Annotated in this window: 29 protein-coding genes and 2 pseudogenes; 19 read left to right on the top strand and 12 right to left on the bottom strand. The window is 33.4% G+C overall.

The window, feature by feature from the left end; translation table 11 throughout:
* Window positions 1-23: 23 nt before the first annotated feature.
* The 10 genes from ACLHDF_RS26470 to ACLHDF_RS26425 all read left to right on the top strand — a co-directional run bounded on the left by ACLHDF_RS26470 (window position 24) and on the right by ACLHDF_RS26425 (window position 9948).
* Window positions 24-815 (top strand): carbon-nitrogen family hydrolase, encoded by a 792-nt coding sequence (locus tag ACLHDF_RS26470; RefSeq protein ID WP_413921514.1) that lies wholly within the window; start codon window positions 24-26, stop codon window positions 813-815.
* Entirely contained in the window at window positions 812-1489 is a 678-nt protein-coding gene (locus ACLHDF_RS26465; protein WP_413921513.1) for a DUF2848 family protein, read from the top strand. The genes ACLHDF_RS26470 and ACLHDF_RS26465 overlap by 4 nt, the downstream gene beginning before the upstream one ends.
* Before the next feature lies 1 nt (window position 1490).
* Window positions 1491-2207, top strand: a complete 717-nt coding sequence (locus ACLHDF_RS26460; RefSeq protein ID WP_413921512.1) for a hypothetical protein — start codon at window positions 1491-1493, stop codon at window positions 2205-2207.
* Window positions 2208-2408: 201 nt separating this feature from the next.
* Complete coding sequence (locus tag ACLHDF_RS26455) at window positions 2409-3296, top strand: adenylyltransferase/cytidyltransferase family protein (RefSeq protein WP_413921511.1); 888 nt, start codon at window positions 2409-2411, stop codon at window positions 3294-3296.
* Between the two features lie 61 nt (window positions 3297-3357).
* Window positions 3358-4683 carry an MFS transporter gene (locus ACLHDF_RS26450; RefSeq protein WP_413921510.1) on the top strand — a complete coding sequence of 442 codons (1326 nt, stop codon included), beginning with the start codon at window positions 3358-3360 and terminating at the stop codon, window positions 4681-4683.
* Between the two features lie 186 nt (window positions 4684-4869).
* Window positions 4870-5331, top strand: coding sequence for a flavin reductase family protein (locus tag ACLHDF_RS26445; protein ID WP_413921536.1), 462 nt, complete (start codon window positions 4870-4872; stop codon window positions 5329-5331).
* Between the two features lie 258 nt (window positions 5332-5589).
* On the top strand, window positions 5590-6360 hold the full coding sequence (locus ACLHDF_RS26440) for an IclR family transcriptional regulator (protein WP_413921509.1): 771 nt from the start codon (window positions 5590-5592) through the stop codon (window positions 6358-6360).
* A 115-nt stretch (window positions 6361-6475) separates the two neighbouring features.
* On the top strand, window positions 6476-7831 hold the full coding sequence (locus ACLHDF_RS26435; RefSeq protein WP_413921508.1) for an APC family permease: 1356 nt from the start codon (window positions 6476-6478) through the stop codon (window positions 7829-7831).
* A 117-nt stretch (window positions 7832-7948) separates the two neighbouring features.
* Complete coding sequence (locus ACLHDF_RS26430; RefSeq protein ID WP_413921507.1) at window positions 7949-9586, top strand: amidohydrolase; 1638 nt, start codon at window positions 7949-7951, stop codon at window positions 9584-9586.
* A gap of 179 nt (window positions 9587-9765) precedes the next feature.
* Complete coding sequence (locus ACLHDF_RS26425; RefSeq protein WP_410904841.1) at window positions 9766-9948, top strand: YolD-like family protein; 183 nt, start codon at window positions 9766-9768, stop codon at window positions 9946-9948.
* An 87-nt stretch (window positions 9949-10035) separates the two neighbouring features.
* Here ACLHDF_RS26425 and ACLHDF_RS26420 read toward each other — a convergent pair.
* Window positions 10036-10397, bottom strand: a pseudogene (locus ACLHDF_RS26420) (DDE-type integrase/transposase/recombinase); the annotation flags it as partial.
* An 875-nt stretch (window positions 10398-11272) separates the two neighbouring features.
* On the bottom strand, window positions 11273-11413 hold the full coding sequence (locus ACLHDF_RS26415; RefSeq protein ID WP_413921506.1) for a hypothetical protein: 141 nt from the start codon (window positions 11411-11413) through the stop codon (window positions 11273-11275).
* A gap of 584 nt (window positions 11414-11997) precedes the next feature.
* Here ACLHDF_RS26415 and ACLHDF_RS26410 point away from each other — a divergent pair.
* Window positions 11998-12825 (top strand): STAS domain-containing protein, encoded by an 828-nt coding sequence (locus ACLHDF_RS26410; RefSeq protein ID WP_413921505.1) that lies wholly within the window; start codon window positions 11998-12000, stop codon window positions 12823-12825.
* Between the two features lie 555 nt (window positions 12826-13380).
* Here ACLHDF_RS26410 and ACLHDF_RS26405 read toward each other — a convergent pair.
* Both ACLHDF_RS26405 and ACLHDF_RS26400 read right to left on the bottom strand, forming a co-directional pair.
* The gene (locus ACLHDF_RS26405) at window positions 13381-13785 is read right to left on the bottom strand and encodes an NUDIX hydrolase (RefSeq protein ID WP_413921504.1); all 405 of its coding nucleotides are present in this window, start codon (window positions 13783-13785) and stop codon (window positions 13381-13383) included.
* Window positions 13786-13918: 133 nt separating this feature from the next.
* The gene (locus tag ACLHDF_RS26400; protein ID WP_413921503.1) at window positions 13919-14251 is read right to left on the bottom strand and encodes a hypothetical protein; all 333 of its coding nucleotides are present in this window, start codon (window positions 14249-14251) and stop codon (window positions 13919-13921) included.
* A gap of 207 nt (window positions 14252-14458) precedes the next feature.
* On the opposite strand from ACLHDF_RS26400, the gene ACLHDF_RS26395 reads away from it, so the two are divergent.
* Both ACLHDF_RS26395 and ACLHDF_RS26390 read left to right on the top strand, forming a co-directional pair.
* A complete protein-coding gene (locus ACLHDF_RS26395) occupies window positions 14459-14626 on the top strand; it encodes a hypothetical protein (protein WP_413921502.1) in 168 nt (55 codons plus the stop codon).
* A 36-nt stretch (window positions 14627-14662) separates the two neighbouring features.
* On the top strand, window positions 14663-15085 hold the full coding sequence (locus tag ACLHDF_RS26390) for a hypothetical protein (protein WP_413921501.1): 423 nt from the start codon (window positions 14663-14665) through the stop codon (window positions 15083-15085).
* A 287-nt stretch (window positions 15086-15372) separates the two neighbouring features.
* Here ACLHDF_RS26390 and ACLHDF_RS26385 read toward each other — a convergent pair whose 3' ends face one another.
* Together ACLHDF_RS26385 and ACLHDF_RS26380 are read right to left on the bottom strand one after the other, a co-directional pair.
* Window positions 15373-15861, bottom strand: a complete 489-nt coding sequence (locus tag ACLHDF_RS26385) for a hypothetical protein (RefSeq protein ID WP_413921500.1) — start codon at window positions 15859-15861, stop codon at window positions 15373-15375.
* 166 nt (window positions 15862-16027) lie between these two features.
* Complete coding sequence (locus ACLHDF_RS26380; RefSeq protein ID WP_413921535.1) at window positions 16028-16405, bottom strand: class I SAM-dependent methyltransferase; 378 nt, start codon at window positions 16403-16405, stop codon at window positions 16028-16030.
* Between the two features lie 66 nt (window positions 16406-16471).
* Here ACLHDF_RS26380 and ACLHDF_RS26375 point away from each other — a divergent pair.
* The 3 genes and pseudogenes from ACLHDF_RS26375 to ACLHDF_RS26365 all read left to right on the top strand — a co-directional run.
* A pseudogene (locus ACLHDF_RS26375) lies at window positions 16472-16765 on the top strand (NUDIX domain-containing protein); the annotation flags it as partial.
* Window positions 16766-16965: 200 nt separating this feature from the next.
* Window positions 16966-17355 (top strand): hypothetical protein, encoded by a 390-nt coding sequence (locus ACLHDF_RS26370; RefSeq protein ID WP_413921499.1) that lies wholly within the window; start codon window positions 16966-16968, stop codon window positions 17353-17355.
* Window positions 17356-17409: 54 nt separating this feature from the next.
* Window positions 17410-17586 (top strand): hypothetical protein, encoded by a 177-nt coding sequence (locus ACLHDF_RS26365; RefSeq protein WP_413921498.1) that lies wholly within the window; start codon window positions 17410-17412, stop codon window positions 17584-17586.
* Window positions 17587-17982: 396 nt separating this feature from the next.
* Here ACLHDF_RS26365 and ACLHDF_RS26360 read toward each other — a convergent pair whose 3' ends face one another.
* On the bottom strand, window positions 17983-18519 hold the full coding sequence (locus tag ACLHDF_RS26360) for a hypothetical protein (RefSeq protein WP_413921497.1): 537 nt from the start codon (window positions 18517-18519) through the stop codon (window positions 17983-17985).
* 121 nt (window positions 18520-18640) lie between these two features.
* On the opposite strand from ACLHDF_RS26360, the gene ACLHDF_RS26355 reads away from it, so the two are divergent.
* Complete coding sequence (locus ACLHDF_RS26355; RefSeq protein WP_413921496.1) at window positions 18641-19009, top strand: DUF3888 domain-containing protein; 369 nt, start codon at window positions 18641-18643, stop codon at window positions 19007-19009.
* 96 nt (window positions 19010-19105) lie between these two features.
* Here the strand turns inward: ACLHDF_RS26355 and ACLHDF_RS26350 are convergent, their stop codons facing one another.
* Together ACLHDF_RS26350 and ACLHDF_RS26345 are read right to left on the bottom strand one after the other, a co-directional pair.
* Entirely contained in the window at window positions 19106-19639 is a 534-nt protein-coding gene (locus tag ACLHDF_RS26350; protein WP_413921495.1) for a GNAT family N-acetyltransferase, read from the bottom strand.
* Between the two features lie 48 nt (window positions 19640-19687).
* Window positions 19688-20452, bottom strand: coding sequence for a uridine phosphorylase (locus tag ACLHDF_RS26345; RefSeq protein ID WP_413921494.1), 765 nt, complete (start codon window positions 20450-20452; stop codon window positions 19688-19690).
* A gap of 269 nt (window positions 20453-20721) precedes the next feature.
* Between ACLHDF_RS26345 and ACLHDF_RS26340 the strand changes: the two genes are divergently transcribed.
* Together ACLHDF_RS26340 and ACLHDF_RS26335 are read left to right on the top strand one after the other, a co-directional pair.
* Window positions 20722-21006, top strand: coding sequence for a YesK family protein (locus ACLHDF_RS26340; protein ID WP_413921534.1), 285 nt, complete (start codon window positions 20722-20724; stop codon window positions 21004-21006).
* Window positions 21007-21091: 85 nt separating this feature from the next.
* Window positions 21092-21322 carry a cold-shock protein gene (locus ACLHDF_RS26335; protein ID WP_413921493.1) on the top strand — a complete coding sequence of 77 codons (231 nt, stop codon included), beginning with the start codon at window positions 21092-21094 and terminating at the stop codon, window positions 21320-21322.
* Window positions 21323-21562: 240 nt separating this feature from the next.
* Here ACLHDF_RS26335 and ACLHDF_RS26330 read toward each other — a convergent pair whose 3' ends face one another.
* The 3 genes from ACLHDF_RS26330 to ACLHDF_RS26320 all read right to left on the bottom strand — a co-directional run bounded on the left by ACLHDF_RS26330 (window position 21563) and on the right by ACLHDF_RS26320 (window position 23592).
* Entirely contained in the window at window positions 21563-22006 is a 444-nt protein-coding gene (locus ACLHDF_RS26330; protein WP_413921492.1) for a hypothetical protein, read from the bottom strand.
* A 249-nt stretch (window positions 22007-22255) separates the two neighbouring features.
* Window positions 22256-22522, bottom strand: coding sequence for a hypothetical protein (locus tag ACLHDF_RS26325; RefSeq protein ID WP_413921491.1), 267 nt, complete (start codon window positions 22520-22522; stop codon window positions 22256-22258).
* A 416-nt stretch (window positions 22523-22938) separates the two neighbouring features.
* Window positions 22939-23592: a class D sortase gene (locus ACLHDF_RS26320; protein ID WP_413921490.1), complete on the bottom strand. Its 654-nt coding sequence runs from the start codon at window positions 23590-23592 to the stop codon at window positions 22939-22941.
* Window positions 23593-23627: the final 35 nt, after the last annotated feature.

The following is a 23627-nucleotide window of genomic DNA, read 5'->3' as shown; positions in this document are numbered from 1 at the left end:
ATAAATAAAAGGATGGTGAGAAAATGAAGATTGCATCAATACAATTAGAGATTAAAGATAGTGAATCTAAAAATGCTCGTATAGAGCGTGTGGAAGCAATGATTGATGGATTAAAAGGACAAGATTTAATAGTTTTACCTGAAACGTGGGCAACCGGGTACTTCTCATTTGATCGTTACATTGATGAAGCAGAAGATCTAAATGGAAATTTTGTACAGAGGTTCTCTTCAAAAGCGAAAGAAATTCATTCATATATATTTGCAGGTAGTTTTATAGAAAAAAACAATGGAAAATACTACAACACTAGTGTTCTATTCTCCCCTGATGGAACACTTAAAGGAACCTATCGAAAAATGCATCTATTTCGCTACGGTTCAAAAGAGGGTCAAATATTAACGAGAGGAAATGAAACAACTGTAGCGGATACGGATTTTGGGAAAGTTGGCTTATCAACTTGCTATGATTTACGATTTCCTGAACTGTATCGTGCAGAAGTAGATTTAGGAGCAGAATTACTTCTTGTAACATCTGCTTGGCCACATAGAAGACTGGAACATTGGAAATTATTCAACTCAGTTCGGGCATTAGAAAATCAATGTTTCTTGATATCGAGTAATTGTGTTGGTAATACGCATAACGTCCTTTTAGGTGGTCATAGTCAAGTGGTTGATCCGTGGGGAATTGTTGTTGCAGCCGGCGGAGAGGAAGAAGCTATTATAAAAACAGAAATTGATCCATCTGAAATTACTTATATTCGTAATGTATTTCCTAATTTAAAACATCGAGTCATAGAAAGACAGGAGGAATTCATTTGATAAATATCAATGTTGGTGGAAGAAATATTGTGGCAGATCCTAAACGGTTACTTATTGCTGGCTATACAGGAAAAGATCAAGAATCTGTAAAAAAACATATTGAGGAATTGAGGGAAATTGGAGTTCCAGCTCCTCCACAAGTTCCAATGATCTATGACCTTTCAACAAATCTTATTACGACAAGCCAGTCTATTTCAGTTATTCAAGAAAGCAGTAGTGGAGAAGCAGAGGTAGTAATCATGAAAATTAAAGGGAAATGGTATTTAGGACTCGGAAGTGACCACACGGATCGTGAGCTTGAAACAGTGTCTATTCAGAAATCTAAACAAGTATGTAGCAAACCTATTTCAACACATTTTTGGCCGTTAGATGACGTAGAAGATCGATGGGATGAAATTGAAATGAGGAGTTGGATGATCGTTGATGGGGTTAAAAAAGAGTACCAAACAGGAAAGCTAGGGGAATTTTTACAACCTAAAGAATTGCTCAAAATCATAGAAGAACGTGGATATAATAGTGAAGATATGATTGTGTTTTGTGGGACCTTACCGATTAAAGGTGGTGAATTTATTTACGGAGAAGCATTTTCAGCAGAATTGTATGATCGTTTAACACATAACAAAATTGAATTAAATTATCAGGTTCATATTTTAGTAGATGCGGAGGTAGTATGAAATGAGAAAATCAGAAATGAAAACTGTTAGAAAACCAGAAATTGAATTTGTTGATTATAAAACCTTTGAGACTGTTGCTTCAAAAACGGTAGAGGGTGCATCCCAAAGAATTATCGCACAGGTTCCAGGTACTAATGTGGCAACTCGTATTCTTGAACTAGAGGCAGGGACTGATACATCCCCAGATGGAGTCCAAGTCCATGATTTCTGGGAAGAATTATATATTATAGAAGGATCTTTAATCGATTTACGTCTAAATGAGGAATTTACAGCAGGGATGGTTGCTTGTCGTCCTCCTGGAATGGAGCATGGGCCATGGAAATCACCAAATGGTTGCAAGATTTTCGAAGTTCGCTATTATGCAGATCAGAAAAAAGAAGAACATGAATTTGTTGATTATCAGACTTTTGAGAAGCAGCCTTTTAGTAAGGTTGAGAGTCTTTCTGAAAGAGTAATTGCTTCTGATCCTACTACAGGAGTAGCTACGAGAATTCTTCATAATGCTCCAGGGACTGACACTACCCCTAATGGAGTCCAAATTCATGATTTCTGGGAGGAATTATATATTATAGAGGGATCCTTAATTGATTTACGTCTAAATGAAGAATTTACAGCAGGGATGGTTGCTTGTCGTCCCCCTGGGATGGAGCATGGACCATGGAAGTCACCAGACGGATGTAAAATTTTCGAGGTTCGTTACTACTCCAAAGACCAATAAACAGGTAAAATGATTGAGATTAATTGATCAATAGAAAGGGCTTCTCGTAATGTAAAAAAACGAGAAGCCTTTCAAACAGCCCTGACTAAGCCAGAAAATATTTGCTACTAAGTTTTGATGTATACACAATACAGTATTCACATAATAAGAGAGTTATCCTCTTTAAGTATCTTGATCATATTGTAAGGAAGGTGAGGCATATTGGAAATTCTACATTTAACACATCCATTGGATAAAGGTCTTGCTATTCAAGAACCTCATGTAATGGCTTTAGGCTTTTTTGACGGTGTCCATTTAGGTCATCAATATTTATTACAACAAGCAAAGGATATCGCCAAAAAGAAAAACCTAAAATTTGCTGTTATGACTTTCGATCCACATCCAAATGAAGTTATCAAATCAGATAACGATTGGAGATATTTAACTCCTTTACCCTCAAAGATTGAAAAAATGGCAGCTATGGGAGTGGACAAACTTTTTGTTATAAAGTTTAATTTATCATTTGCTTCCCTTCCACCATCTGATTTTATTAAACAATATGTTATAGATCTTCAAGCTAAACACATAGTAGTAGGGTTTGACTTCACCTTTGGTTATAAAGCTCAGGGCAACGTAGATTATTTACGAGATATCAGCATAAACAGTCCTTTTGAAATGACAGTCATCTCAAAAAGGATAATGAATGACCACAAAATAGGTTCAACGTTAATAAGAAAACTAATAAAAGACGGAGACGTTCACCTTGTACCGTATTACTTAGGAAAACATTATGAAATCAATGGGTGTGTTCATTTTTCACCTGATTTATATACACAAAAGAAGCTGAATAATGTTGAGTTTCATATTCAAAGCAAGTATATTTTACCAAAATATGGTGTGTATAGAGTGGAAATATCAAACGGATGCAGAACCATTCAAGGTTTTTTTAAATATTCTAATGCTTATGAAAAAAAGTATGAACTGAGCAGTAATAAAATAGATTGGTTGAAAGAAGGAAAACAAAAGAAAGTTACAGTCAAATTTTTGAACAAATTAGCTTATGTGAATACTATCTCTCTTTCAACTAAAGAATTTGTATTACCTGGTTAAACAGATTATTAGATGTCTATTAGGCAATTTAAAAATACAAATAGTTGGGGGAATATAAATAATGGGAAGAGAGAAATCAAAAGCAAGTTCCCAAAAAGTATTATTCGCTAGTTTAGTTGGTAGCACAATCGAATTTTACGATTTCTTTCTTTATGGTACTGTAGCTTCGCTAGTGTTTAATAAGTTGTTTTTTCCTAGCAATGATCCATTTGTCAGTTTATTACTTGCTTATGCTTCTTTTGGGATTACTTTTTTTATTAGACCTCTTGGTGGTCTCATTTTTAGTCATATGGGAGATAAATTCGGCAGAAAAAATACTCTTGTAATTTCGCTTCTTTTGATGGGAATTTCAACAATATCGATTGGATTACTACCAACTTATAGCACAATCGGAATTTTAGCGCCAATTTTACTTGTAGCTTTACGCCTGGTTCAAGGAATTGCTGTTGGTGGAGAATGGGGTGGAGCTGTTCTCCTGGCGGTTGAGAATGCACCTAAAGAAAAACGAGGCTTTTATGGAAGCTTCCCCGCAATGGGAATCCCTCTAGGTATGTTACTTGGAACAACTGCTGTTTCATTAGTAAGTTTACTTCCAGAAGAACAATTTCTATCATGGGGATGGAGGATTCCTTTTATACTGAGTGCGATTTTGGTGATTACTGGTCTCTGGATACGTCGCGGAATTGAGGAAACATCAGTATTCAGTGAAGAAAAGCAAAAAGGCAATATTGTAAAAGTGCCTCTTTTTGAGACACTAAGACATCATTGGAAAGCTGTCTTAATTTCAATAGGGGCAAAATGTGTGGAAGTTGGTCCATTCTATATTTTCACAACGTTTTTTATCTCTTACGCTACAGATAATATTGGTTTCTCAAGGACGACAGTATTAACCATAATTACTATTGCAACTATTGTTACAACAGTGTGTATCCCAATTATGGGGAAATTATCTGACATAATCGGCCGTAAACGTGTTTTTATGATAGGTGCAGCAGGAATTGCTCTATTTTCTTTTCCTTACTATTATTTATTATCAACACAATCAACATTTTGGGCATACTTCGTTTCAATTGTGGGTTTAGGAATTCTATGGTCTACCATTGCAAGTATAATTGGTACAATGTTTACCGAAATGTTTAGTACAAATGTGGGATACACGGGAATAACACTTGGCTATCAAGCTGGTTCTGCCTTATTTGGAGGGACTGCTCCAATGATTGCGACTATTTTGTTAAGTACTTATGATAATTCCTGGATTCCTCTTGCTATTTTTATCACTACTCTTTCTGTAATTTCATTTATTTCTGTTACATTCTTAAGTAGAGCCCAAGTAGTAACTACTTATAAAGATAATTCATTATCCCAGAAAGACACAGTTGCCGAATAACACAAATTTAAAAAGTTTAAAAAATTCATTTTTAACATTTGTAACCAGGTATTAACTAATCAATTCCTTTCCAGGTACTATGTATACAGAGTACAGAGTTCATAATGCGAAACAGGTAAATTATTGAATCAAGTACCTTTTATAATGCTGTCTCAGTAAGTTTAAATTTTAGGAGGCTATAAAATGATGGATGATAGAGCTTTTAGAAATGCGATGGGGAAATTTGCTACAGGAGTAACAGTTATAACAACAGTTTTAGAAGATGAGGCCCACGGTATGACGGCAAATGCATTTATGTCAGTGTCCCTTAATCCAAGATTAGTCTTAATATCTATAGGAGAAAAAGCTAAAATGCTAGATAAGATCAATGAGTCTGGAAAATTTGCTGTTAATATATTATCCGATGATCAAAAAGATTTATCGATGCATTTTGCGGGACAAATTAAAGAAAAACGTCAAATCGAATTTGATTGGATAAATGAACTACCAGTAATAAAGAATGCTTTAACAAACATTGTATGTAAGGTTCATAGTAAACAAATAGTCGGCGATCATACACTCTTTATTGGGGAGGTAACTGATATCGTCACTTGCGAAGGGGCACCACTAGCCTTCTACGAAGGAAAATACAGCAAAGTATTTAGCTAATCAGATTATAAATAAGAATTATTAAAGTAGAGATATTATTTAAGGTAGATAATTAGAATTGTATGTTACAGAGGGTTCTAGTGTAAACGTAAAAATATTCACTAGAACCCTAAATCTATACATTTTGACGAACTTCAACTCAAAATATATTGATAATTATTTTTTGACTCATTCCAATTACATAACCGTGATCCACTTTTAATCTTGAAAACAGAGAACCTATAATGTCTTGATATAGTTGGAAAAGGAGGGGAAATCGTGCAAAGCATAAACAAGACAGTCGTCAGATCAATGGATATTCTTAATCTTTTCTTAACATATTCAAAGCTTAGTTTTAATGAAATTGTACAATTTTCAGGGATACCGAGAACATCTATTTATAGAATGGTGACAACGCTTGAAGAGATGGGACTTCTTGATAAAGATGATAATGGAAAATATTCACTGGGTCTATTATTTCTTCAGTTTGGCCATTTAGTAGCAGAACGTTTAGATATCCGGCAGGTAGCTTTACCGATTATGCAAAAGCTTCATGATGAAGTAGGTGAATCTGTTAATCTCAGTGTTCAAGATGGCGAAGAAGCACTCTACGTCGAAAGACTAAATACAAATCAGTATGTAAGACTTCACATGTCAATTGGCCAGAGAACACCACTTTATGCTGGGGCTTGTTCTCGTGTTATTCTTGCTTTTCTGCCCCATGATAAGAGGGAGAAATATTTGGAGAAGATCGTGATGAAGTCGATTGCACCTGGAACGATTACAGACAAAGAGAAACTTCGCCTTATTCTGGAAGAATCCCAACAAATAGGATACACAGTTAGTCACTCAGAACTGGAAAACTATATAGCTGAGATAGCTGCCCCTATTTTCAATTACAAAGGTCATGTTATAGCAAGTATTAGTATTGAGGGTCTTGAGGTGAATTATCAGAAGATGATGCTACCTCCATTGATTGAAAAGGTTAAGAATGCAGCGCTTGAGATTTCACAAAAATTCGGATATACCCAAACCATGTCATATAGATAAAAGACATGTATTAAAGCATCTGTGTCTTTTTATAATAGGAACTTGCTGAGTAAACACTCTAAATTTTAAGGGTGCAATCTTCGAGATTAAATAATATTTAAAGGTGGAGTGATATATGCAGGATGTAAAACTCAAACGTTCATTAACAGTATTTCCTTTAGTACTATTTGGTTTAGCCTATATGGCACCAACTACAGTATTTACAGGTTATGGAATTGTTGCGGAAATAACGAAAGGGATGGTACCAGCAGCTTATATAGTAGCTTTAATTGGCTTATTGTTTACAGCCCATAGCTACGGTCAAATGGTTAAAGCTTACCCTGTTGCTGGTTCTGCATATACATATACTCAAAGGGCTCTTAATCCTCATATTGGGTTCTTAACAGGTTGGGTTATATTATTAGACTATTTATTTTTACCGATGATTAATGCCTTATTAATCGCTCTCTACTTAAATTCATACTTTCCAACTGTTCCTTTTTCTGTTTGGTTAATTGTTTTCCTAATTTTAATTACCACTGTAAATGTAATCGGAGTAAAAATAGCAACAAAGATGAATCTCTTATTGATTGGAAGTCAATTCCTGATAATAGCTATATTCATAGTCCTTTCAATTAAAGGTTTGCTTAACGGAATGGGTTCAGGAACATTATTTATGAGTTCTCCATTTGTGAATGGGGAAACTTCACTATCTTTGGTATTAGCAGGCTCTTCTATATTGTGTTTGTCTTTTTTAGGTTTTGATTCTGTTACTACATTCTCAGAGGAAACCATTAACGCTAAAAAAGTAATACCAAAGGCTATTTTTCTCATTGTATTAATAGGAGGAGGTTTGTTTGTTACCATCTCATATCTCATTCACCTTGTTTACCCAAACTTCCAATCTTTTAAAAATCCAGATTCTGCTGCCTTAGAAATTGCCGTGTACGTTGGTGGTAATTTATTTCAATCCATTTTTTTAGTGGGATGTATTATTGGAACCCTAGCATCTGGCTTATCTTCACAAGCAAGCGTTTCACGCCTTTTGTATGCAATGGGAAGGGATGGAGTTCTTCCTAAGCAAATATTTGGTTATCTACATCCAAAATTTCGAACACCAATATATAGTATTATCTTAGTTGGTATTTTTGCTTTATCTGCCTTATTTGTTGATTTAGTAACAGCATCATCTTTTATTAATTTTGGAGCTCTTGTTGCATTTACCTTTGTTAATTTTTCGGTTATATCTCATTATTTTATTAGAGAAAAACAGAGAAACGGAATTAACATTTTAAAATATCTAATCTTTCCACTTGTGGGTGCAGGTTTCGCAATTTGGTTATGGGCTAGCCTTGATTCAAGGGCACTTTTACTCGGGATAGGATGGTTGGGACTTGGCTTCCTCGTCCTCATTTCCACTACGAAAATGTTTAGTGAACAGCCACCAGAGATCTCCGTGGAAAATGCCGAGGTAAATGAAATTCAAACATAAAAGCTTGGTTTATCTTTGTATTCCTCAATATACTTGTTCTAACAAAATACTCTAAGTAGCAACTACTAGAGAGTAACCAAAAAACTGAAAATTCATAAATCTAGGGAGATGAAAATGATGACAAAAGCAGATTTAATTATCATAAGTGAAGCTATTTTTACTGGATTGAGTGATGGGCCGGAGCCATTGGCCTTAGCAGTAAAAGATAACCGAATTTTAGAGGTTGGACCAAAGGAAAAGGTTTTAGCGTTAAAAGGTGATGATACCGAGATTATGGATGTGGGAGAAAAACTAGTTATGCCAGGATTCCACGATGCACATTTGCATATTATGCTGGGGAGTTTATTCAGTTATTATTGTGTACCGTTATCAGATACGAACTCTGCTGATGAGGCGGCTGCGAGAGTACGAGCATATGCGGATAAGCATCCTAATGATGCTTGGATTATTGGCACAGGGTGGGATCACACAGCATGGGGGGAAAAGGAATTTCCTGATCGTTATGTATTAGACAAAGTGTTGGCTGATCGACCAGTAGTACTTTTGCATGCAGAGGGACATTACGGCTGGGTGAATTCGAAAGCACTTACGGTGTCTGGGATCACAGGATCGACAGAAAACCCTGAATATGGAGTAATTTATAAGGATGACAAAGGGGAACCGACAGGTATTCTAATTGAAACGGCAATTTCATTGGCTACAGACTTTGCTTATGATTTTTCGAAAGAACAGCTCCGGGACATGGTGATGAAATTCTTAGATCAGGCAGCTGCTCTTGGAATCACCTCCGTAAATGACTTGTATGGAAGCCGTGCTCACGAAAAGCTTGAAGCTTATTCCATTTATAAAGAGTTTGATGACGAGGATCGCTTAACTGCTAGATTTCACCTTTATCCTCCATTGAATAGTCAAATCGAACGATCCAAAGAGCTGCGTGAAACCTATTCTTCAGGTAAATTGCGGGTGGCAGGATTGAAGCAGTTTATCGATGGGGTAGTGACTGGCTATACGGCTTATATGCTGGATCCTTATACAGACCAGCCGGAGACAAAAGGAGAAATTGCTTATACGACGGAGCAACTGGAAAAGTGGGTAGTGGAAGCAGATAAGGAAGGCTTTCAAATTCGTTTTCACTCCATAGGTGACGGAGCAGTCCGGCTCGGTCTGGACCTATATGAAAAGGCTCAAAAAATTAATGGCAAGCGCGATGCCCGTCATGCTTTAGAGCATATTGAAGTGGTTGCGCCAGAAGATATTCCACGTTTTGAAAAACTTGGCGTCATGCCATCGATCCAGCCGTATCATATGGCACTTATGCCTAAAGAAAGCCATACAACGCGTGTCAGCGACGAGAAATATCCTTATCTTTATCCTAACGCCTCCTTGGTTAGATCCGGAGCAGTGGTCTCATACAGCAGCGACTATCCCATCGCTTCACTTTCACCAATGCTGGAAATTTATCATGCTATCACCCGTAAGGATAGTACGTTAAAAGATACATGGAATGAACAGGAAAAAGTAACACTTGCGGAAGCATTAAAAGCTTACACTATCAACTCTGCCTATAGTGTTTTTAGAGAAGACGAGCTTGGAACACTAGAAGCAGGCAAGCTTGCAGACCTCATTGTCCTAGATTGTAATCTCTTTACTGTACCAGAAGAAGACATTTTGCAAACCAAAGTAGAACTTACCTTAATGGACGGGAAAAAAGTCTGGGAGAAGGCTCCTGCTGAAATGACAGGTTCGAAGAGTTGAGAGTAGAAAGATATAAACATTGAAGTGCTTTTACGAGAATTGACTACATTCGGTTCTGGTGTAAAGGTTACATCTATTTGAAAAAGGTATATAGATTCCTAATAGAATGTGTTCTTATGCAGCCAATCCAAATAGTTGATGAATAAACTTCAATTAACCTACAGAAAGGGGACCCTCAGATGATATTGAAGGCATTAAGAAAGAAAGGTGTAATTACTATTAATTATTATCACAACGGTTTATTACAAACATGTAAAGGCCGTGTAAGTAACCTTAATCTTCATGATCAAACTCTTTCTCTAGAAGATGAACAACACAATATATTCTCTATTCGTTTATCAGGCATTACTGAAATTCATTAATCCTATCATCAAATAGGTACATTATTTGGTTCTGGTGCAAAGATTACATCCATGTCAAAAGGGTATATAGATTCGTGGAATTCGTTTTTATACAGCTAGTCCAAATAGTTGGCTAATGAACATCACTTGATTTTGGACAGACTTGTCCAGTAAAGCAAATTATTCTTTTTTAATGATATGCATCGCTTCTGTTCCCGAAAGAATAGATTTGGCTGTAAGAAAAGATTTCAACCCCAACATCGGACAAACTCGCTTTTTAATAAAACGATGATTTTGTGCCACAATGTTATTAAGATATTTTATCTGCCTTATTTGGATGCCTACGGGCATCTTTTTTTCTTTTGTCAATTCTTCAATCGCCATAGGGTAGGTTAGATTCTTGTCTACTGTGATAACATGGAGCTTTGAAACATGGAAGAGCGCAAGGATTTCTTGAAAAAGTGTTTTGACAGACACGTTCTCCACGAGAAGCCTCTTACCTTAATCGGTAAGAGGTCTTTTCTTATATTTAATCAATTTATGTAATCGCTTCCTATAAAATGAATGCCATGCTATACTGATAGTGCTTATTAAAACTAAATTCCAACTAGTCCGCCATTCTTTCTAGGGTTGCGGATCTTTTTATATGTTAAGGGTAAAATTGTAAGTGATTTCTTCAGTAAATTGTTGTAGAATAAAAAAGCATATTGGAGATTGTTTTTAACGTTTCATGTCATCTAGCCTATTCCCGAAGCACAGGGAGTAGGTTTTTTATGTTTATAGGGAAACTATGGTGTAATAAGTAAGGTGGTAGTATGTGAATATAAGTTTAATTTGTTTGTATCGCTTGGTAAAAACATAATTATATATAAAGCATGAAAAGAAAAACACATGACAAACCTATACCTTATAGTAAGTGGTAAAATACTTTTGTTATAGAACCTTTATCATTTAAATAGAATGTAAAAAAACACGCTATTTGTCGCCATACAGAGTAAATGGTAAAATTTTAGTTTTTATAATAGAGTTTATTCATTTAATTCTTTATATAAAAGAATTTATTTATGTATTTTTAATTAAAATCATCTTGTTAAAAAGAATATAAAGTTAAATGCTTATATGTTTTCTATTTACTTATTGTATATATTATAATTTTTTAAAAGGTAAGTGAAAGATAGATTGGTAGGTGATAAGAAATGGGAAATTGTAATTTTTTTCAGTGCAAGTGAATATTTAAAAGCAATACCAATAGGCGACCTATTCCTTCTGTTCAGAAAGATAAAGTCACCTACACAATTTTTCCATTCATTATTATTTATCCTTTCACTTTTTCTTATTTATCAATTTATTGATTTACATGTTCCTGTTCTAACTGATTTACTACATCCTCCTGACATTCATTGATAAATAGATACGTAAGGTATGAATGTAAGTCAAATCGTTCACCGTTAATAAACGTAGAGAAAACCTGTTCATGTTTGCTCAATAGTTTGACCTCCTTTATGTAAGCTTCCTATTTTTCATTGTTGCCGCACCTAGCAATCTCTTATACATACAAATTAGCAACGTATTTTGTATGATAAGCTATTTTTATCTTGTACTTGTACTGGCCCTGCCTACGCCATATACAATGACAGCCATGCTTGCTATCCAACCTAATTATCATTATAATTGAAATCGCTTACAATTTAAATTAAAATAATAGAATATTCTGATTTTATAACAATAATAGGGAAATCATAAAAAATTCTAATAAATAGCTAAAAAAATTAAATAATTAGAATGAGACTTTATATGTTAAAGTATTGGACCAAAATCAAATTAGCTGTCCGAAAAAGTATACATTTTTAGTTACCATAATGGATTTTATCGGAAACAAAATATATTTTGTGAAAAATACTGTATTTTATGTTTCATTTTAAATTAGATAGGTAGAGTATTTAGATGGATTGGAATTTTACAAGAAGCAGTCTTTTTTAGATCTGTTTCTTTTTTTTATTTAATAACTATAAATGAATAATGAATTGTTATGCTTTTGCTACATAATTATGATGTTTAGTAGGTGAAAAAATGGAAGATGTATTGCTGAATAAAAAATTACAACAGATTACTGCTGTAATTTTACATAAAAAAGAAGAATTAGCTGAACAAAAAAGACACTATCATTTTTATAATCATGATGTTTATGTTCAACTAGTTCCCTGGCGAGAGAAGTTAATTAAAATTTATGCAGAATCTATATCTATCGATGAAGAGCTTACTTTCCAAATATTAGAAAAGTGGGGAACGGAAGTAGCAAATGTATTAACAACTCTTCAACTTCCTTTAGATATTGCTTTAGAAGAAATTAGTTATTATCGAAATCAAATTGGAGAAGTCATTACAGAAGAAGCAAAGAAAGAAAAGTTTTCTTTTGATTTGTTCTCTAAAGTGATATCTAGATACAATTTAGTTGTAGATAAAGCTGTACATTGGGTAAGTAAATCCTATATGAAAGATTATACAGATAAAATTCAATCTGCTCAGTACGCTATAGATGAATTGTCTATACCTGTAGTGCGTATAACAAAAGAAATTGGTGTAATTCCTCTTGTAGGAGAAATCGATACACATAGAGCTCAAATTTTAATGGAAAATGCATTGAAACAAGGTGATGCTTACAAACTACGTTGGTTGATTATTGATCTATCTGCCGTACCTATTATTGATACAATGGTTGCAGATCAACTCTTCAAAGTAGTTGCGGCTTTGAAACTTATAGGAATAGGTGTTGTATTAAGTGGCATTCGTCCTGAAATTTCCCTTACAATGGTTCAACTAGGTGTAAAATTAAACGATATTGTTACATTCCACAGCCTTTATCGAGCATTAGATTACGCAAACTCTCAAATGCAATAGATATGAATAAGTTTTTTACATATCAAAAAATGAGTTTAGGCCGGATAATTTTAATCATTATGGGCTTAAATCGTTCACTTTATAATTAACTTTATCATGTTAATAGTTAATTTATATAAACTAAACGAAGTAAATCCTTTGCTATGATTAGCAAAGGATGTTTTTGATTTTTTGCATAATCTTTTATCTAGTGAACAAACTAATTAAGACGCCGTGAGGCATCATAATGCTAATTCTCTAGTTTCCTTACGAGAACAGAAAAGCTACTGTCGAGGCCAGTAGCTTTTTTGTTAACCAGATAAATTATCTTGGAGGAAATAAATAATATATTTTATGGTCTTTTAGATCTAGATAACAAAATGTCCCTCGAATTGAGGTAATGATTCATAAAGACTAAGTTATTCCTCATAGTAGTATGCATGACAATTCTCATTAAATTAATGGTTGTATTAATCAATTATTTAACTTCCTCTCTATAATATTTTCGTAGTTTTTTCAAAAGACAACGAATTTCCATACATGTGTATAGAGGTAAAATAATATCCTTGAGCAAGATTAAATGAACTGTTTTCTCTTTTTTATATAATTTAGTACAACCTCACGTTCATCTTCAAATAACATGTTCAAATGATTAATTTTAGATATCGGTTGCCAGCAATAGGAGTCTACAATCTGAACTTTCTTCTCTCCAGCTAATACCTTAACTTCAAAATAGGTCATGTGGACATCAACATTATAAGTAGTTGTCCTATTTGCGTGTATTTTTTTTACTATCTCTACTTGATAGCCTGTTTGATTCCATACTTCTCGAACACAACAATCTTCGAGCCTTTCATGTCCTTCGATAGCACCAGAAGGAACAGACCAACGCTTTGGCGTGTTGGTTTTCTCTTGGGAGACCATTAATAATTCATCTTTATCATTTAAGCAAATTATTGCAAAACCACTACACGTATTCACTAAGATCTCCCCTTAAAAAAATATTATAGGCGTACAGGTGTTTCTGATAAATAGAACTTAATCAAACTCGATGATATTCATAAGCAAGTCCTTTAAAAAAAATACACTGTGAGCTTAAATATAGGCGATTCCTTTATTTGGTAAGCGCAACTTTAAATACCACTTCTGTGTCATCTACTACTTCAGCTCCTTGATAAAATGTACTATGCGAAAAACTGTGAGCTATAAATCTTTCACTCGTTTCAGGAATCACGACAGTATAATGAGTGCTCTCAAAAAAGGAATCATATAATTGATAATCTTGTTTACCTAAAACAGAAAATGAAAACTTAATTTGATCTCTTCCCTTAGTCATTTTTCCATTATTAATAATTCTTTTTTCAAGTCCCACTTCTTCTTTGCTGATTGTAGACGCAGTAAGGTATTTTACATCAAATACAACATCATTAATGACTAATTCTTTCATTATTAAGTCCTCCTTCTCTATTTGTTTTCTTTCCTTAATTCGCCAAAGCTTAACAGGTCACCTCCTTTTATATATATAACATATCTCTTTCTATAACCCATCTTAAAAAAGAACTCTTGTCTTTGAACCCCAAATATTTTTGTAATGAATCCATAAATATCTAACTAACTGACTAGCTAAGTTGTTTTATATGAGCATGCACAAAAGGTGAAAAAAGAAGGAATTCCAGGAACAAAAATACAGTATGAAGGTCGTATAGACGAATTAAAGAATATTTTGGAAAATGGAAAGAAGGAAAGATATTTAAAAACAAAAAACCCCTTAGTAAAAACTATAGGAGATAAACACGATTATTTTATTAGTAACCGAGAGTAAAACCTAATATCCAGAAAAAAGGGAGTTGACAAGGTAATGAAGAAAATAGGTGTAATTTTGGCTTTTTTCTCACTTTTATTGGTAATTATTCCAGTCGATTCATATGCAAACCCTGTTCAGCAATATGGTAGTGGCGGGTGGGATCCTCAAGGGAGCGATGAATTTACCAATCAAAGTGAAATATTTCTATCGGGTGGAGGAGATTTCAAAATTTGTCTCAGTTCTGATAGTCAATCAGGTTATTATGAACTATATGAAGAAGATCCATATAATACAGATGATGTAGTATATTCTAATGGTATTAGAGGTCTCTACTTTAAAACAGCAGGTAGTAATGATTTTGATTCAAATGGTTGTCATGTCTTTAAAAATATCGGTGGATATGTTGATGGTGACCAAGCCGAATTTTATTTAGCAAAATACTCCGGTGGAAATTCGACTGTATATGCCTACGATTAATTCCATCTTGATGAAAAAGCACTCCAATATTGGAGTGCTTTTGACTTAAGGATTTATATATAAATGAATAATTTTACTCAAATACAAAGAATTTGATCATGTATAGCCTATACATCTTTAGTTACCATAATGTAGGTTATAGGTACTGAAAAAAGGATCTTCAATAAAGATCCTCTTAACTACTTATTTAAAGTAAAACAACAATCAGCTTAATAATACAGTGAGTTTAATGTAAATAAATAGTGTAATTCAATATAGGACAAGACCAATAATTAAGTGAAAAGTACTTACCGCTTGGATTGAGAACTACTTGTTTCCCTAATCGACTGTTCTACTAGATATTGAAACCCGTAAATAAAAACTGAAAGGCCTACACATATAAAATACCATGTGACATGTTTCATTTTTTGAAATTTAAATATTCCAACCTTTTCCCAAATAGAACCAAGAGGAAAAGCGTTAACTAAATCTAACATCATATTGGTAATCAAGTATTTCGGGAAATTTCCATATGTTAGTTTAAATATCCATAGTGTAGCTACATAATAGGGCCCTAATATATACGAGAAATCAACAGAACCAGGAGAGAGAGGATTTTTATTTACCCACCATTTTTTCTTATTAGCTGTAAGACTAAACACGCTTAAGAATAAATTAATAAAACTTGCGACAGGTAAAAATCTAAGAAATGATTTCTTCCCCATAAAAGGAACAGTTAACCAAGGAATTATTATCATAGCTAAAGAAAATCCCTTTTTCTTATTATATTTATACATAAAATACCTTCCTTAAATTATATTGTTAAACATATTATTACCTGTTCTTTTGAATTGATGAATTATTTATACGAATAACATATAAAAACTTGAACAAACTACCCAAGACACTGTAAGGTGTTAAATACATCTATTTAGAGCATTCACCAGAAGAACTACCTTACTCTCATGGGGTAGTTTTTTCTGTTTTTACGCTGTCTATCATATACAAAGCTCCCTCATTTTTTGTTACACGGTACAGTTCTTTAACAGCTGCATCACGACCATGTTCATTCCGTAGATGATACATTGGCCCCATCATTAAGGCAGCATCGAATTCTTTGTTTTTTAATAATTTTAAATCATTTGCATCCATAATATGAAATCCACTAAACTGATTAAAAAGCTGAAGCTCTTCTGCTTTATCTTCAGCTATATTTACTAATCTAGGCGTCAGGTCAGTTAGCGTTACCTGAAATCCTTTCTCTGCTAGTTTCATAGCATATTTACCAGGGCCAGCTCCATTATCTAACACACTTCCGTGTTCTGGTAAGTACTTTTGTATATAATGCCAGTTAATTTGAAACTCTAATGGTTCTCTATCTAGACGAACAGAAATAATACATGGTCCCTTCCAGGTGGAGGAGTAGAGAAAGGAGAAACTTTAAAACAAGAAACAGGTTATGACATTGATATAGATGGTATTGTAAGTTTAAATGAAGCATTTATTGACAATAATCATGTCTTCTTTGTTTTCTTTAAAGCTCGTCTTATACAAGAACCAAATCAAATTCCCAAAGAAGAAAATATTCTAAAAGTAGAATGGATTGATTTAAAAACAGCAGATAGATTAATGCCTTGTTACCCTAATGGTATTAACAGCTTAATTAATGATTCAAATGCTCAGTATATAATTCAAAGATAACTTTGAGTATATATCATATACAAAGATCAAGTGTAGGTTTTCGCCAAGAAGAGGGAAAGTTAAATCTTATAAAACGAATAGTGAAAGAAATGCAACAAAAGCAACCTAAATAATTGTGGTTGCTCTTTTTTTTACCTAGATCATTTCCTCATAATCCCTCTTATTTTCTTCAAAACATATTCAAATAATACAACTGGGAGGTGATTTTTACGCCAATAAATGAAGGTAATGCACCAGAGAAAACAGCGGGTGATAAAGATCCTTTTGATAGCATTGAAGAACTAGACACAGATCGTGAGATCATTAACGTTCCACAACATGCCACAGGTTTTCATACACCAAATCCAGTTGCTGATGATCAAACTGGAGGAAGAATAAATTCATCAATAGGATTAAACCAACTTGGTGGATTTAATCGTTATGAAGGTAACTTAAATCATACAAATTTAGGTAACATGAACGAATTGAATAATATAGATTCAATGACGAATATGCGTAACACTATAAACAATTTGAACAGTACGCGTAATACTATAAATAACATAAATAGTATGCGTGAAAATATGAGTATTATGAATCGTTATCGATAAACCAATAAACATATCACCATCATTGCTGTTTTTTTACAACTAGGAGGTATTTTTATGCCAGAACACGGTCCAACACATAAAAATAACAATCATAGTAATAGTTATGATACTAATGGTGGAAATATCCAACCAGTAGATGTACCGAAATCAAATAGTAAAAAGATTCCTGCTAATAATGATGGTCTAACTGGAAAAGTAAATGCAAACCTCGGCTATCATCCCGAAAGATAACATGAAAAAACCGCCCTACAGAAGTAAGGCGGTCTTTCATAGATTCATTCTACCTTTTTTTGGAGATTATAGCGTGTAATAAAAAAGAGCGTAACCACGGAAAAACCACCCTACAGAAGTAAGGTGGTTCTCCGATAAGTTTTATCCTATGCAAAAACTATCTCTATAAGTGTTTCTTTTTTTGTATATTATACCATTTAATAAAAAAAAGAGCAACCCTAAAGTTATTCTTTCACTCAGCAAAAACTAACACAAAATGTGTGTGTGGTGATGTTTAGTATACCGTCTTTGTACACTTGTTGGATGCCCTTCTATCTGTATCATGCTATCATATAGAAGAGCATTCACGTGAACTATCCTCAGAAGGTATAACAACATTATTCCTTTTTATTCCTTTTATATTTCAGATTTAAGCACTTCTTTAAAATACCTTTGTAATTCCCCATTCCCTTTAAACCTTATAGATAAAGCTTCATTTACAGTTCGTTCTAATTCTTTAATTCCAGGTGCTACAGAGGAAGGTAAACCACGTATATAAACGAGCTTTATAACAGAATCTTGTGGCTTTAATTGATAAGCCTTATAAATCATTTGTTGGCCCTTCTCTTCCCATTCTTCATATTCTCCAAAATAGTAAGGGAATAGAGATACCATATAACCATAAATCCATAAGAATTCAGAGTCTTGGCCAAAATGCTTAAAACCAAAATCTTTAATTTCTAGCAATATATTTTCATATTCTTCATCGTTGATGTTAGGATCATTAAGGCAGCCTGATTCGACAACTATATACCAACACAAAAAACTTAATCGAAGATATTTCTTTAAGTTAAGAGAGTCTTTTTTCCATTCTTCATACATGTAATCCTTTGCTTCATTCCATTTTTCTTGACGTTCTAAGATATCAACTTTCTCCCAATACCAATTAATCATTTTCGCACCTACCTCATACATTTACCTCTAAAATATCATGAAATATTAAATTACATAATCACCGTTATCTACATGTTTTTTTGCAGATACTAACCCTTAACATATTTATGGAGGTAATAAGATGTTAAAGGTTAAATATTGCTTCATTTCTTGCTTTTTCATAGTAATGCTTTCAATTATTTCACCAATACAAATAAATGCAGTGACTATTAAAGATAAAGATTTTTATGACTCATATAATACCTTATTAGCATCTTATGCGAGTGAGGTCATTCGAAGTAAATTAGGACCAAATCGTTCATATAGCTTAACAGATGCAAAAATTTTAAAAATTCAACGTCAAAATGAAGGAGAATTTAATTTTAAAGTTACAGTGAGGTATAGAAGCTTTACTAATGCTCACAATCCTCCAGAAGGTATTGAAACAATTACTTATCAAATAGATGCAGGTAATGTAAAAGTTATCAAATACCAGCATAAACCGTTGTAAACTCAGTATTCTAGAATGAATATTCTATACATTTTTAGCTAATATAACCGCCATTCTCGGAATTAAAAAGTGTATGGAATAGTAATTCCATACACTTTATTTACTATACTCCATTAACCAACAGTCTCTAAGTTCCCCCTCATGATATTCATGTTTGGAAAGGTATTTAACCTTTTTAAAACCACATTTTTCGTAACATGCTATTGCTCTTTGGTTCCATGCCTGTGGGTCCAGCACAATTTTTTCTGAATGCTGCTTATACATTAAGTGACCAATCATTAATTTCATTAAACGTGTTCCAATTCCTTTGTCCCGATAATCTATCTCCCCGATAAACTGATCCGTTCCATATATATTATCTAAGTCGCCATATCCATATTCTTTTTTCTCTTGAGAATCTAAGGGATAGAATTGAATATAACCAATAGCCTTTTGTTCAAACTCTATGATGCAACATGTAACATTATCCTCTTGTTGATAGAAATTTTGATTAACCATTTCAGTATCATGAGGATTGTCACGTCCTTCGTAATATTGAAGGATCAGAGGGTCGTTTAGCCACTTTACCCAAAAAAATTTATCCGATTCCAGAAGTTCTCGAATCTCTAACTTTTCATCGCCTATTATCATTTTTCCCTCCTTTGTCTTTAGTAAAAATATATCCTTTGGAAAACTTATTTAGAGTGTCTGTCTGCCTTTAAATTTTTTACTTAAGTATAAAGCAACATTCCGAATAGCCTTGTCCGTTTCAGCCTCTATCAACTCTCTATCCTTGGTGTATGAGTATAACGTATCCCCGTTTATAATATGATCCGATAAATTCAATAAACCAATAGCTTTTTTATTGAATTTATGGGCAATTGCTAAGGTAGTAGCTGTTTCCATATCTACTCCATCATAACCTTTTAAAGCCCACTCTTTTACCATCTCATGGGTTTCAAGAAGCATAGCACTCATACTGATAACGGTGCCTGTAACATATCCATAGTTTTTCCTCTCACAGTATTCACAAGCAGCTTCCACTAATTCTCTATTAGACTCTACAACTATTTGTTCCGGCAAGTACCATTGAGAGACACCATCCTTCATTTCTGCAGCTGTAACAATTAGGATGTCCCCATATCTAACTTTTGAAGATAGTCCACCAAAGTAGCCAGTTTGTATAAATATTTCAGTACCACTACAGGCAAACTGATGTACAATATTAGACGCCATAGGGCTTCCGTATACATTTGCATATCCTATATTTAAGTTTTTATATTTTCCAACTAAAGTGTTCCATTTAGGTACAAGAAGCTCTTCAGATAAGATCTCTCTCCATAAGTTTAAGTTATCTTCAAATCCCCATTCTCCATGAATAATAAATGAGCCAGGCATGTTTTTCTCTGGTATACCAAGTACTTTCAACCAATCTTTTTTTTTAAAATCACCATAGAGCTTCATATTTTTCTCCTTATCATCTAATTTAAGATTACTTATAAGGAAAATTCTTGCTTGTAAGTCTTAAACCTTTTAGTTCATAAAAAATTCACTTTACGCAATGGATTTTTCTAGAACAAATTAAAAAAGCACTCCATTGGTGCTTAAGGAGTGTTCAATAAAGTATACATTTTTAGTTACCATAATGTTCATTATCGGAAATAAATCAGTTATTCATTCCATAAGCCTTAGAAGTTTATGATAATATGTATATCGTAAACTAAAGTAGGTTAATAATAGATGATTTTCACATAATTTCTATAATCATGATCGCTATCTTAATCATACTGTCATATGTAATTGGCAGAAAGAACTCTACCCTAAAATATGTAGTACCTCTAATTGTAGGAATACTGAATGTTATTGTTTTTATAGTAAGTTTCTTTATCGGAGGATGGACTGGTATGGAAGTAGGAGCAATCAGTTTTACTGCTTTCATCTCATCACTTATCTCCCTAATAATCATATCTGTAGTGGAAGCTTTAAAGGGAAAAGGTAATAAGAATATTCACCAATAGAGCATGTATATAATATATAAATTCAGTTAACATAATCACCATTATCGAAACAAAAAAATACTGATACTTTAGGAGGAAGATTTATATGACAGAAAGACAGGTTGGGACAGTTAAGTGGTTCAATGATGAGAAAGGATTTGGCTTTATTACACCAGAAAGTGGACCTGATCTTTTTGTCCATTTTACAGCTATTGAACGCACTAAAGGGACTGAAGGGGTTGTTATTAAAAGCTTAAAAGAAGGACAAAAGGTTACTTTTGTAGTAGTGAATGGCCAAAGAGGTATGCAAGCAGAGATGGTACGGGTCCTAGGCTAATATCCTAAAGGAATTATTACACAGTAAAAAATGAGGTAAAAAATGTATATCACATGCAAAATTAGTTAACATAATCACCGTTTCCGGAACACATCATCAAAAAGAACCCTTCTAGGAATAAGGGCTCAATATAGAATGTCATTCTTTTTTATGTAGCTTTCTGTACATCCTTTATATGACTAGATTTTCTCGTTTGTCAGTTGAGAGGAGAATGTATAAAAAGCTGCCTTTGATCTCTTCCTACTTACTATGACGACTTTGTTCTATTACAGCCCTAAATGAGCCAAATGCTTGCTGACTGACATAGTTATCCTTACTTACTTGATATGGATAAGGAAAAGCTATTAATTGAAAATTGCTATCATCTTTTACAGTAGGTAACGTAAAACTAAAAAGCTTGCGCTGTAGCCCTGGTACTGTTGTATATAATACCTCTTGATTATCAATAACTTTGGTCTGCTTCCAATCCTTAAGGGCTATAATTGCATATTTCAATGATTTGCTTGTATCATTTCCAGTAGAGAACCATAGCTTTTCACCTTCTTTTCCAACCATTACAGATTGCAGCTTATGTATATCGTTTGTAATAAACATACCTTCGTTCAGTCCATCTTTTACTGTGGCATCGGGTTCTATCTGTTTTGAATTATCCAATTTATTCTTATGATTAATTGGATAACGCATGCTTAAAACCTCTTCTAGTATGGATGCTTTGTTAAGATCCATCTCTTTTAATTTGTAGCTAGGTTTTTTTATCAATAAAATTGTAAGCTCTTGCGTGTTTGACTTAATAGGAATTCTTACACCTATATCTTTAGATGAGTACGGATTCATAGTAAAAAGATATTTTGTAAATTCTTTCTTATTTTTAAGTTTAAAGGAGACTTGTTTAAAGTCTTCTAGTACGATTAAACCGTATTCTCTTTGTTCATTTCAATTATGATTTATAGAGATATTTACATTTGCTTCATCATTTTCGGGAGAAATGGTACTTCCATTATCAATATATTTCCCATTCGAACTATATAAGCCATATTCAATAGTATTCACTTTCTGCTCCTCACGATCACCACTATCAGGACTTTTTCCAACTTGTGAGATTGTAGTTGAGTTATCGTCTCTTATAAATTTATGAAAAATGAAATAAGACGTAAATACAAAAAACATTATCATGATAGTAGTAATAAAATACTTCTTCATAGCAGCACCTCTCATTCTAGATAAATAAAAACGATATGCTTTAAGCATATCGTTTATTCTATATTTTACCACTTCACTTTAGTTTATTTTAAGACATCTATATTTTTTTAACGTTTTGAAATAAAATCAAATGCCTCGTCCGTAAAACTATACGTTTACGGACTTTTCTTATATATAAGAAATCTATCATTTTTAACGTTCAGTTTTGTTGTAAAATAAATTACGAACGTCTTACTGAATTCACGCACTTTTATGAACGGTTTTTAATGAGATAATAGAAAAAGAAACACATAAAAGAGGACTGATTTAAGTCTTCCTTTATTAGATTTCTAGTTTTTTACCAGGGATTTTTGGAGATTCGGAAAAAACTTTTAAACACAATAAAAAGCAACATACCTAGTATTCGTAAGTCGCTTTTAGTTATTTATCATTTCAGCTTGAATAATGTAGCGATCAGGTGCTTTTCCAATCATATCAAATGGATAACAAGTTGTTAGTGTAAGCGTAGGCTTATCTTTAGGAACAATTACTGTCCGATCTTCTTTATTTGTAATCCAAATCTTTTTAATTTGGTATTCATAAAGCTTATTATCAAATTCTACAATTAGATTGTCACCCGTTTTAAGTTCACCTAGCCTTGTAAATACGGTGTCGCGGTGCCCACTTAGTACTGTATGCCCTATTCCCTTTGGAGTAGTAGTTAAATCACTAACAAACATCCCTATGCCTCTTTTCAAGGTATCAGCATCTGTTCCCCAATACACTGAGTATTTTAATTCGAGTTTAGGAATAACAAGATTCGCTACTTTTTGACCCTTGTTATAATTATAATCCTCCATTTTCTCTGGAGACTTTGTCTCTACTTCCTCTAGATCCACATCGCTAGCTGAATCTTCTTGTTTCGCTTTAGTACTTTGTCGGTCAACATCTTCTTTTTCCTTTAATTCATAATGGTTTATTTCCTTCTGAGATAGAGTTTCTGAAGATGATCTTCCTAAATTCCACTCAAAAAATGAATAGCCGGCTAGGGAAATACCTATCAAAAATAGACAAATACCTAATATTCTCATAAAACTGCACCTCTATAAAAAAGAGACAGGAATAA

This window comes from Priestia megaterium (genome assembly GCF_046599315.1).
Classification (GTDB): Bacteria; Bacillota; Bacilli; order Bacillales; family Bacillaceae_H; genus Priestia; species Priestia megaterium_F.
This window is presented reverse-complemented; position numbering and strand designations above follow the sequence as displayed.

Excerpts from the sequence above, each read along its gene's own strand:
- ACLHDF_RS26470 (WP_413921514.1), top strand. The coding sequence starts at position 24 with ATGAAGATTGCATCAATACAATTAGAGATTAAAGATAGTGAATCTAAA.
- ACLHDF_RS26460 (WP_413921512.1), top strand. The coding sequence starts at position 1,491 with ATGAGAAAATCAGAAATGAAAACTGTTAGAAAACCAGAAATTGAATTT.
- ACLHDF_RS26450 (WP_413921510.1), top strand. The coding sequence starts at position 3,358 with ATGGGAAGAGAGAAATCAAAAGCAAGTTCCCAAAAAGTATTATTCGCT.
- ACLHDF_RS26445 (WP_413921536.1), top strand. The coding sequence starts at position 4,870 with ATGGATGATAGAGCTTTTAGAAATGCGATGGGGAAATTTGCTACAGGA.
- ACLHDF_RS26435 (WP_413921508.1), top strand. The coding sequence starts at position 6,476 with ATGCAGGATGTAAAACTCAAACGTTCATTAACAGTATTTCCTTTAGTA.
- ACLHDF_RS26430 (WP_413921507.1), top strand. The coding sequence starts at position 7,949 with ATGACAAAAGCAGATTTAATTATCATAAGTGAAGCTATTTTTACTGGA.
- ACLHDF_RS26425 (WP_410904841.1), top strand. The coding sequence starts at position 9,766 with ATGATATTGAAGGCATTAAGAAAGAAAGGTGTAATTACTATTAATTAT.
- ACLHDF_RS26410 (WP_413921505.1), top strand. The coding sequence starts at position 11,998 with ATGGAAGATGTATTGCTGAATAAAAAATTACAACAGATTACTGCTGTA.
- ACLHDF_RS26400 (WP_413921503.1), bottom strand. The coding sequence starts at position 14,251 with ATGAAAGAATTAGTCATTAATGATGTTGTATTTGATGTAAAATACCTT.
- ACLHDF_RS26390 (WP_413921501.1), top strand. The coding sequence starts at position 14,663 with ATGAAGAAAATAGGTGTAATTTTGGCTTTTTTCTCACTTTTATTGGTA.
- ACLHDF_RS26385 (WP_413921500.1), bottom strand. The coding sequence starts at position 15,861 with ATGTATAAATATAATAAGAAAAAGGGATTTTCTTTAGCTATGATAATA.
- ACLHDF_RS26365 (WP_413921498.1), top strand. The coding sequence starts at position 17,410 with ATGCCAGAACACGGTCCAACACATAAAAATAACAATCATAGTAATAGT.
- ACLHDF_RS26360 (WP_413921497.1), bottom strand. The coding sequence starts at position 18,519 with ATGATTAATTGGTATTGGGAGAAAGTTGATATCTTAGAACGTCAAGAA.
- ACLHDF_RS26355 (WP_413921496.1), top strand. The coding sequence starts at position 18,641 with ATGTTAAAGGTTAAATATTGCTTCATTTCTTGCTTTTTCATAGTAATG.
- ACLHDF_RS26350 (WP_413921495.1), bottom strand. The coding sequence starts at position 19,639 with ATGATAATAGGCGATGAAAAGTTAGAGATTCGAGAACTTCTGGAATCG.
- ACLHDF_RS26345 (WP_413921494.1), bottom strand. The coding sequence starts at position 20,452 with ATGAAGCTCTATGGTGATTTTAAAAAAAAAGATTGGTTGAAAGTACTT.
- ACLHDF_RS26335 (WP_413921493.1), top strand. The coding sequence starts at position 21,092 with ATGACAGAAAGACAGGTTGGGACAGTTAAGTGGTTCAATGATGAGAAA.
- ACLHDF_RS26330 (WP_413921492.1), bottom strand. The coding sequence starts at position 22,006 with ATGCGTTATCCAATTAATCATAAGAATAAATTGGATAATTCAAAACAG.
- ACLHDF_RS26325 (WP_413921491.1), bottom strand. The coding sequence starts at position 22,522 with ATGAAGAAGTATTTTATTACTACTATCATGATAATGTTTTTTGTATTT.
- ACLHDF_RS26320 (WP_413921490.1), bottom strand. The coding sequence starts at position 23,592 with ATGAGAATATTAGGTATTTGTCTATTTTTGATAGGTATTTCCCTAGCC.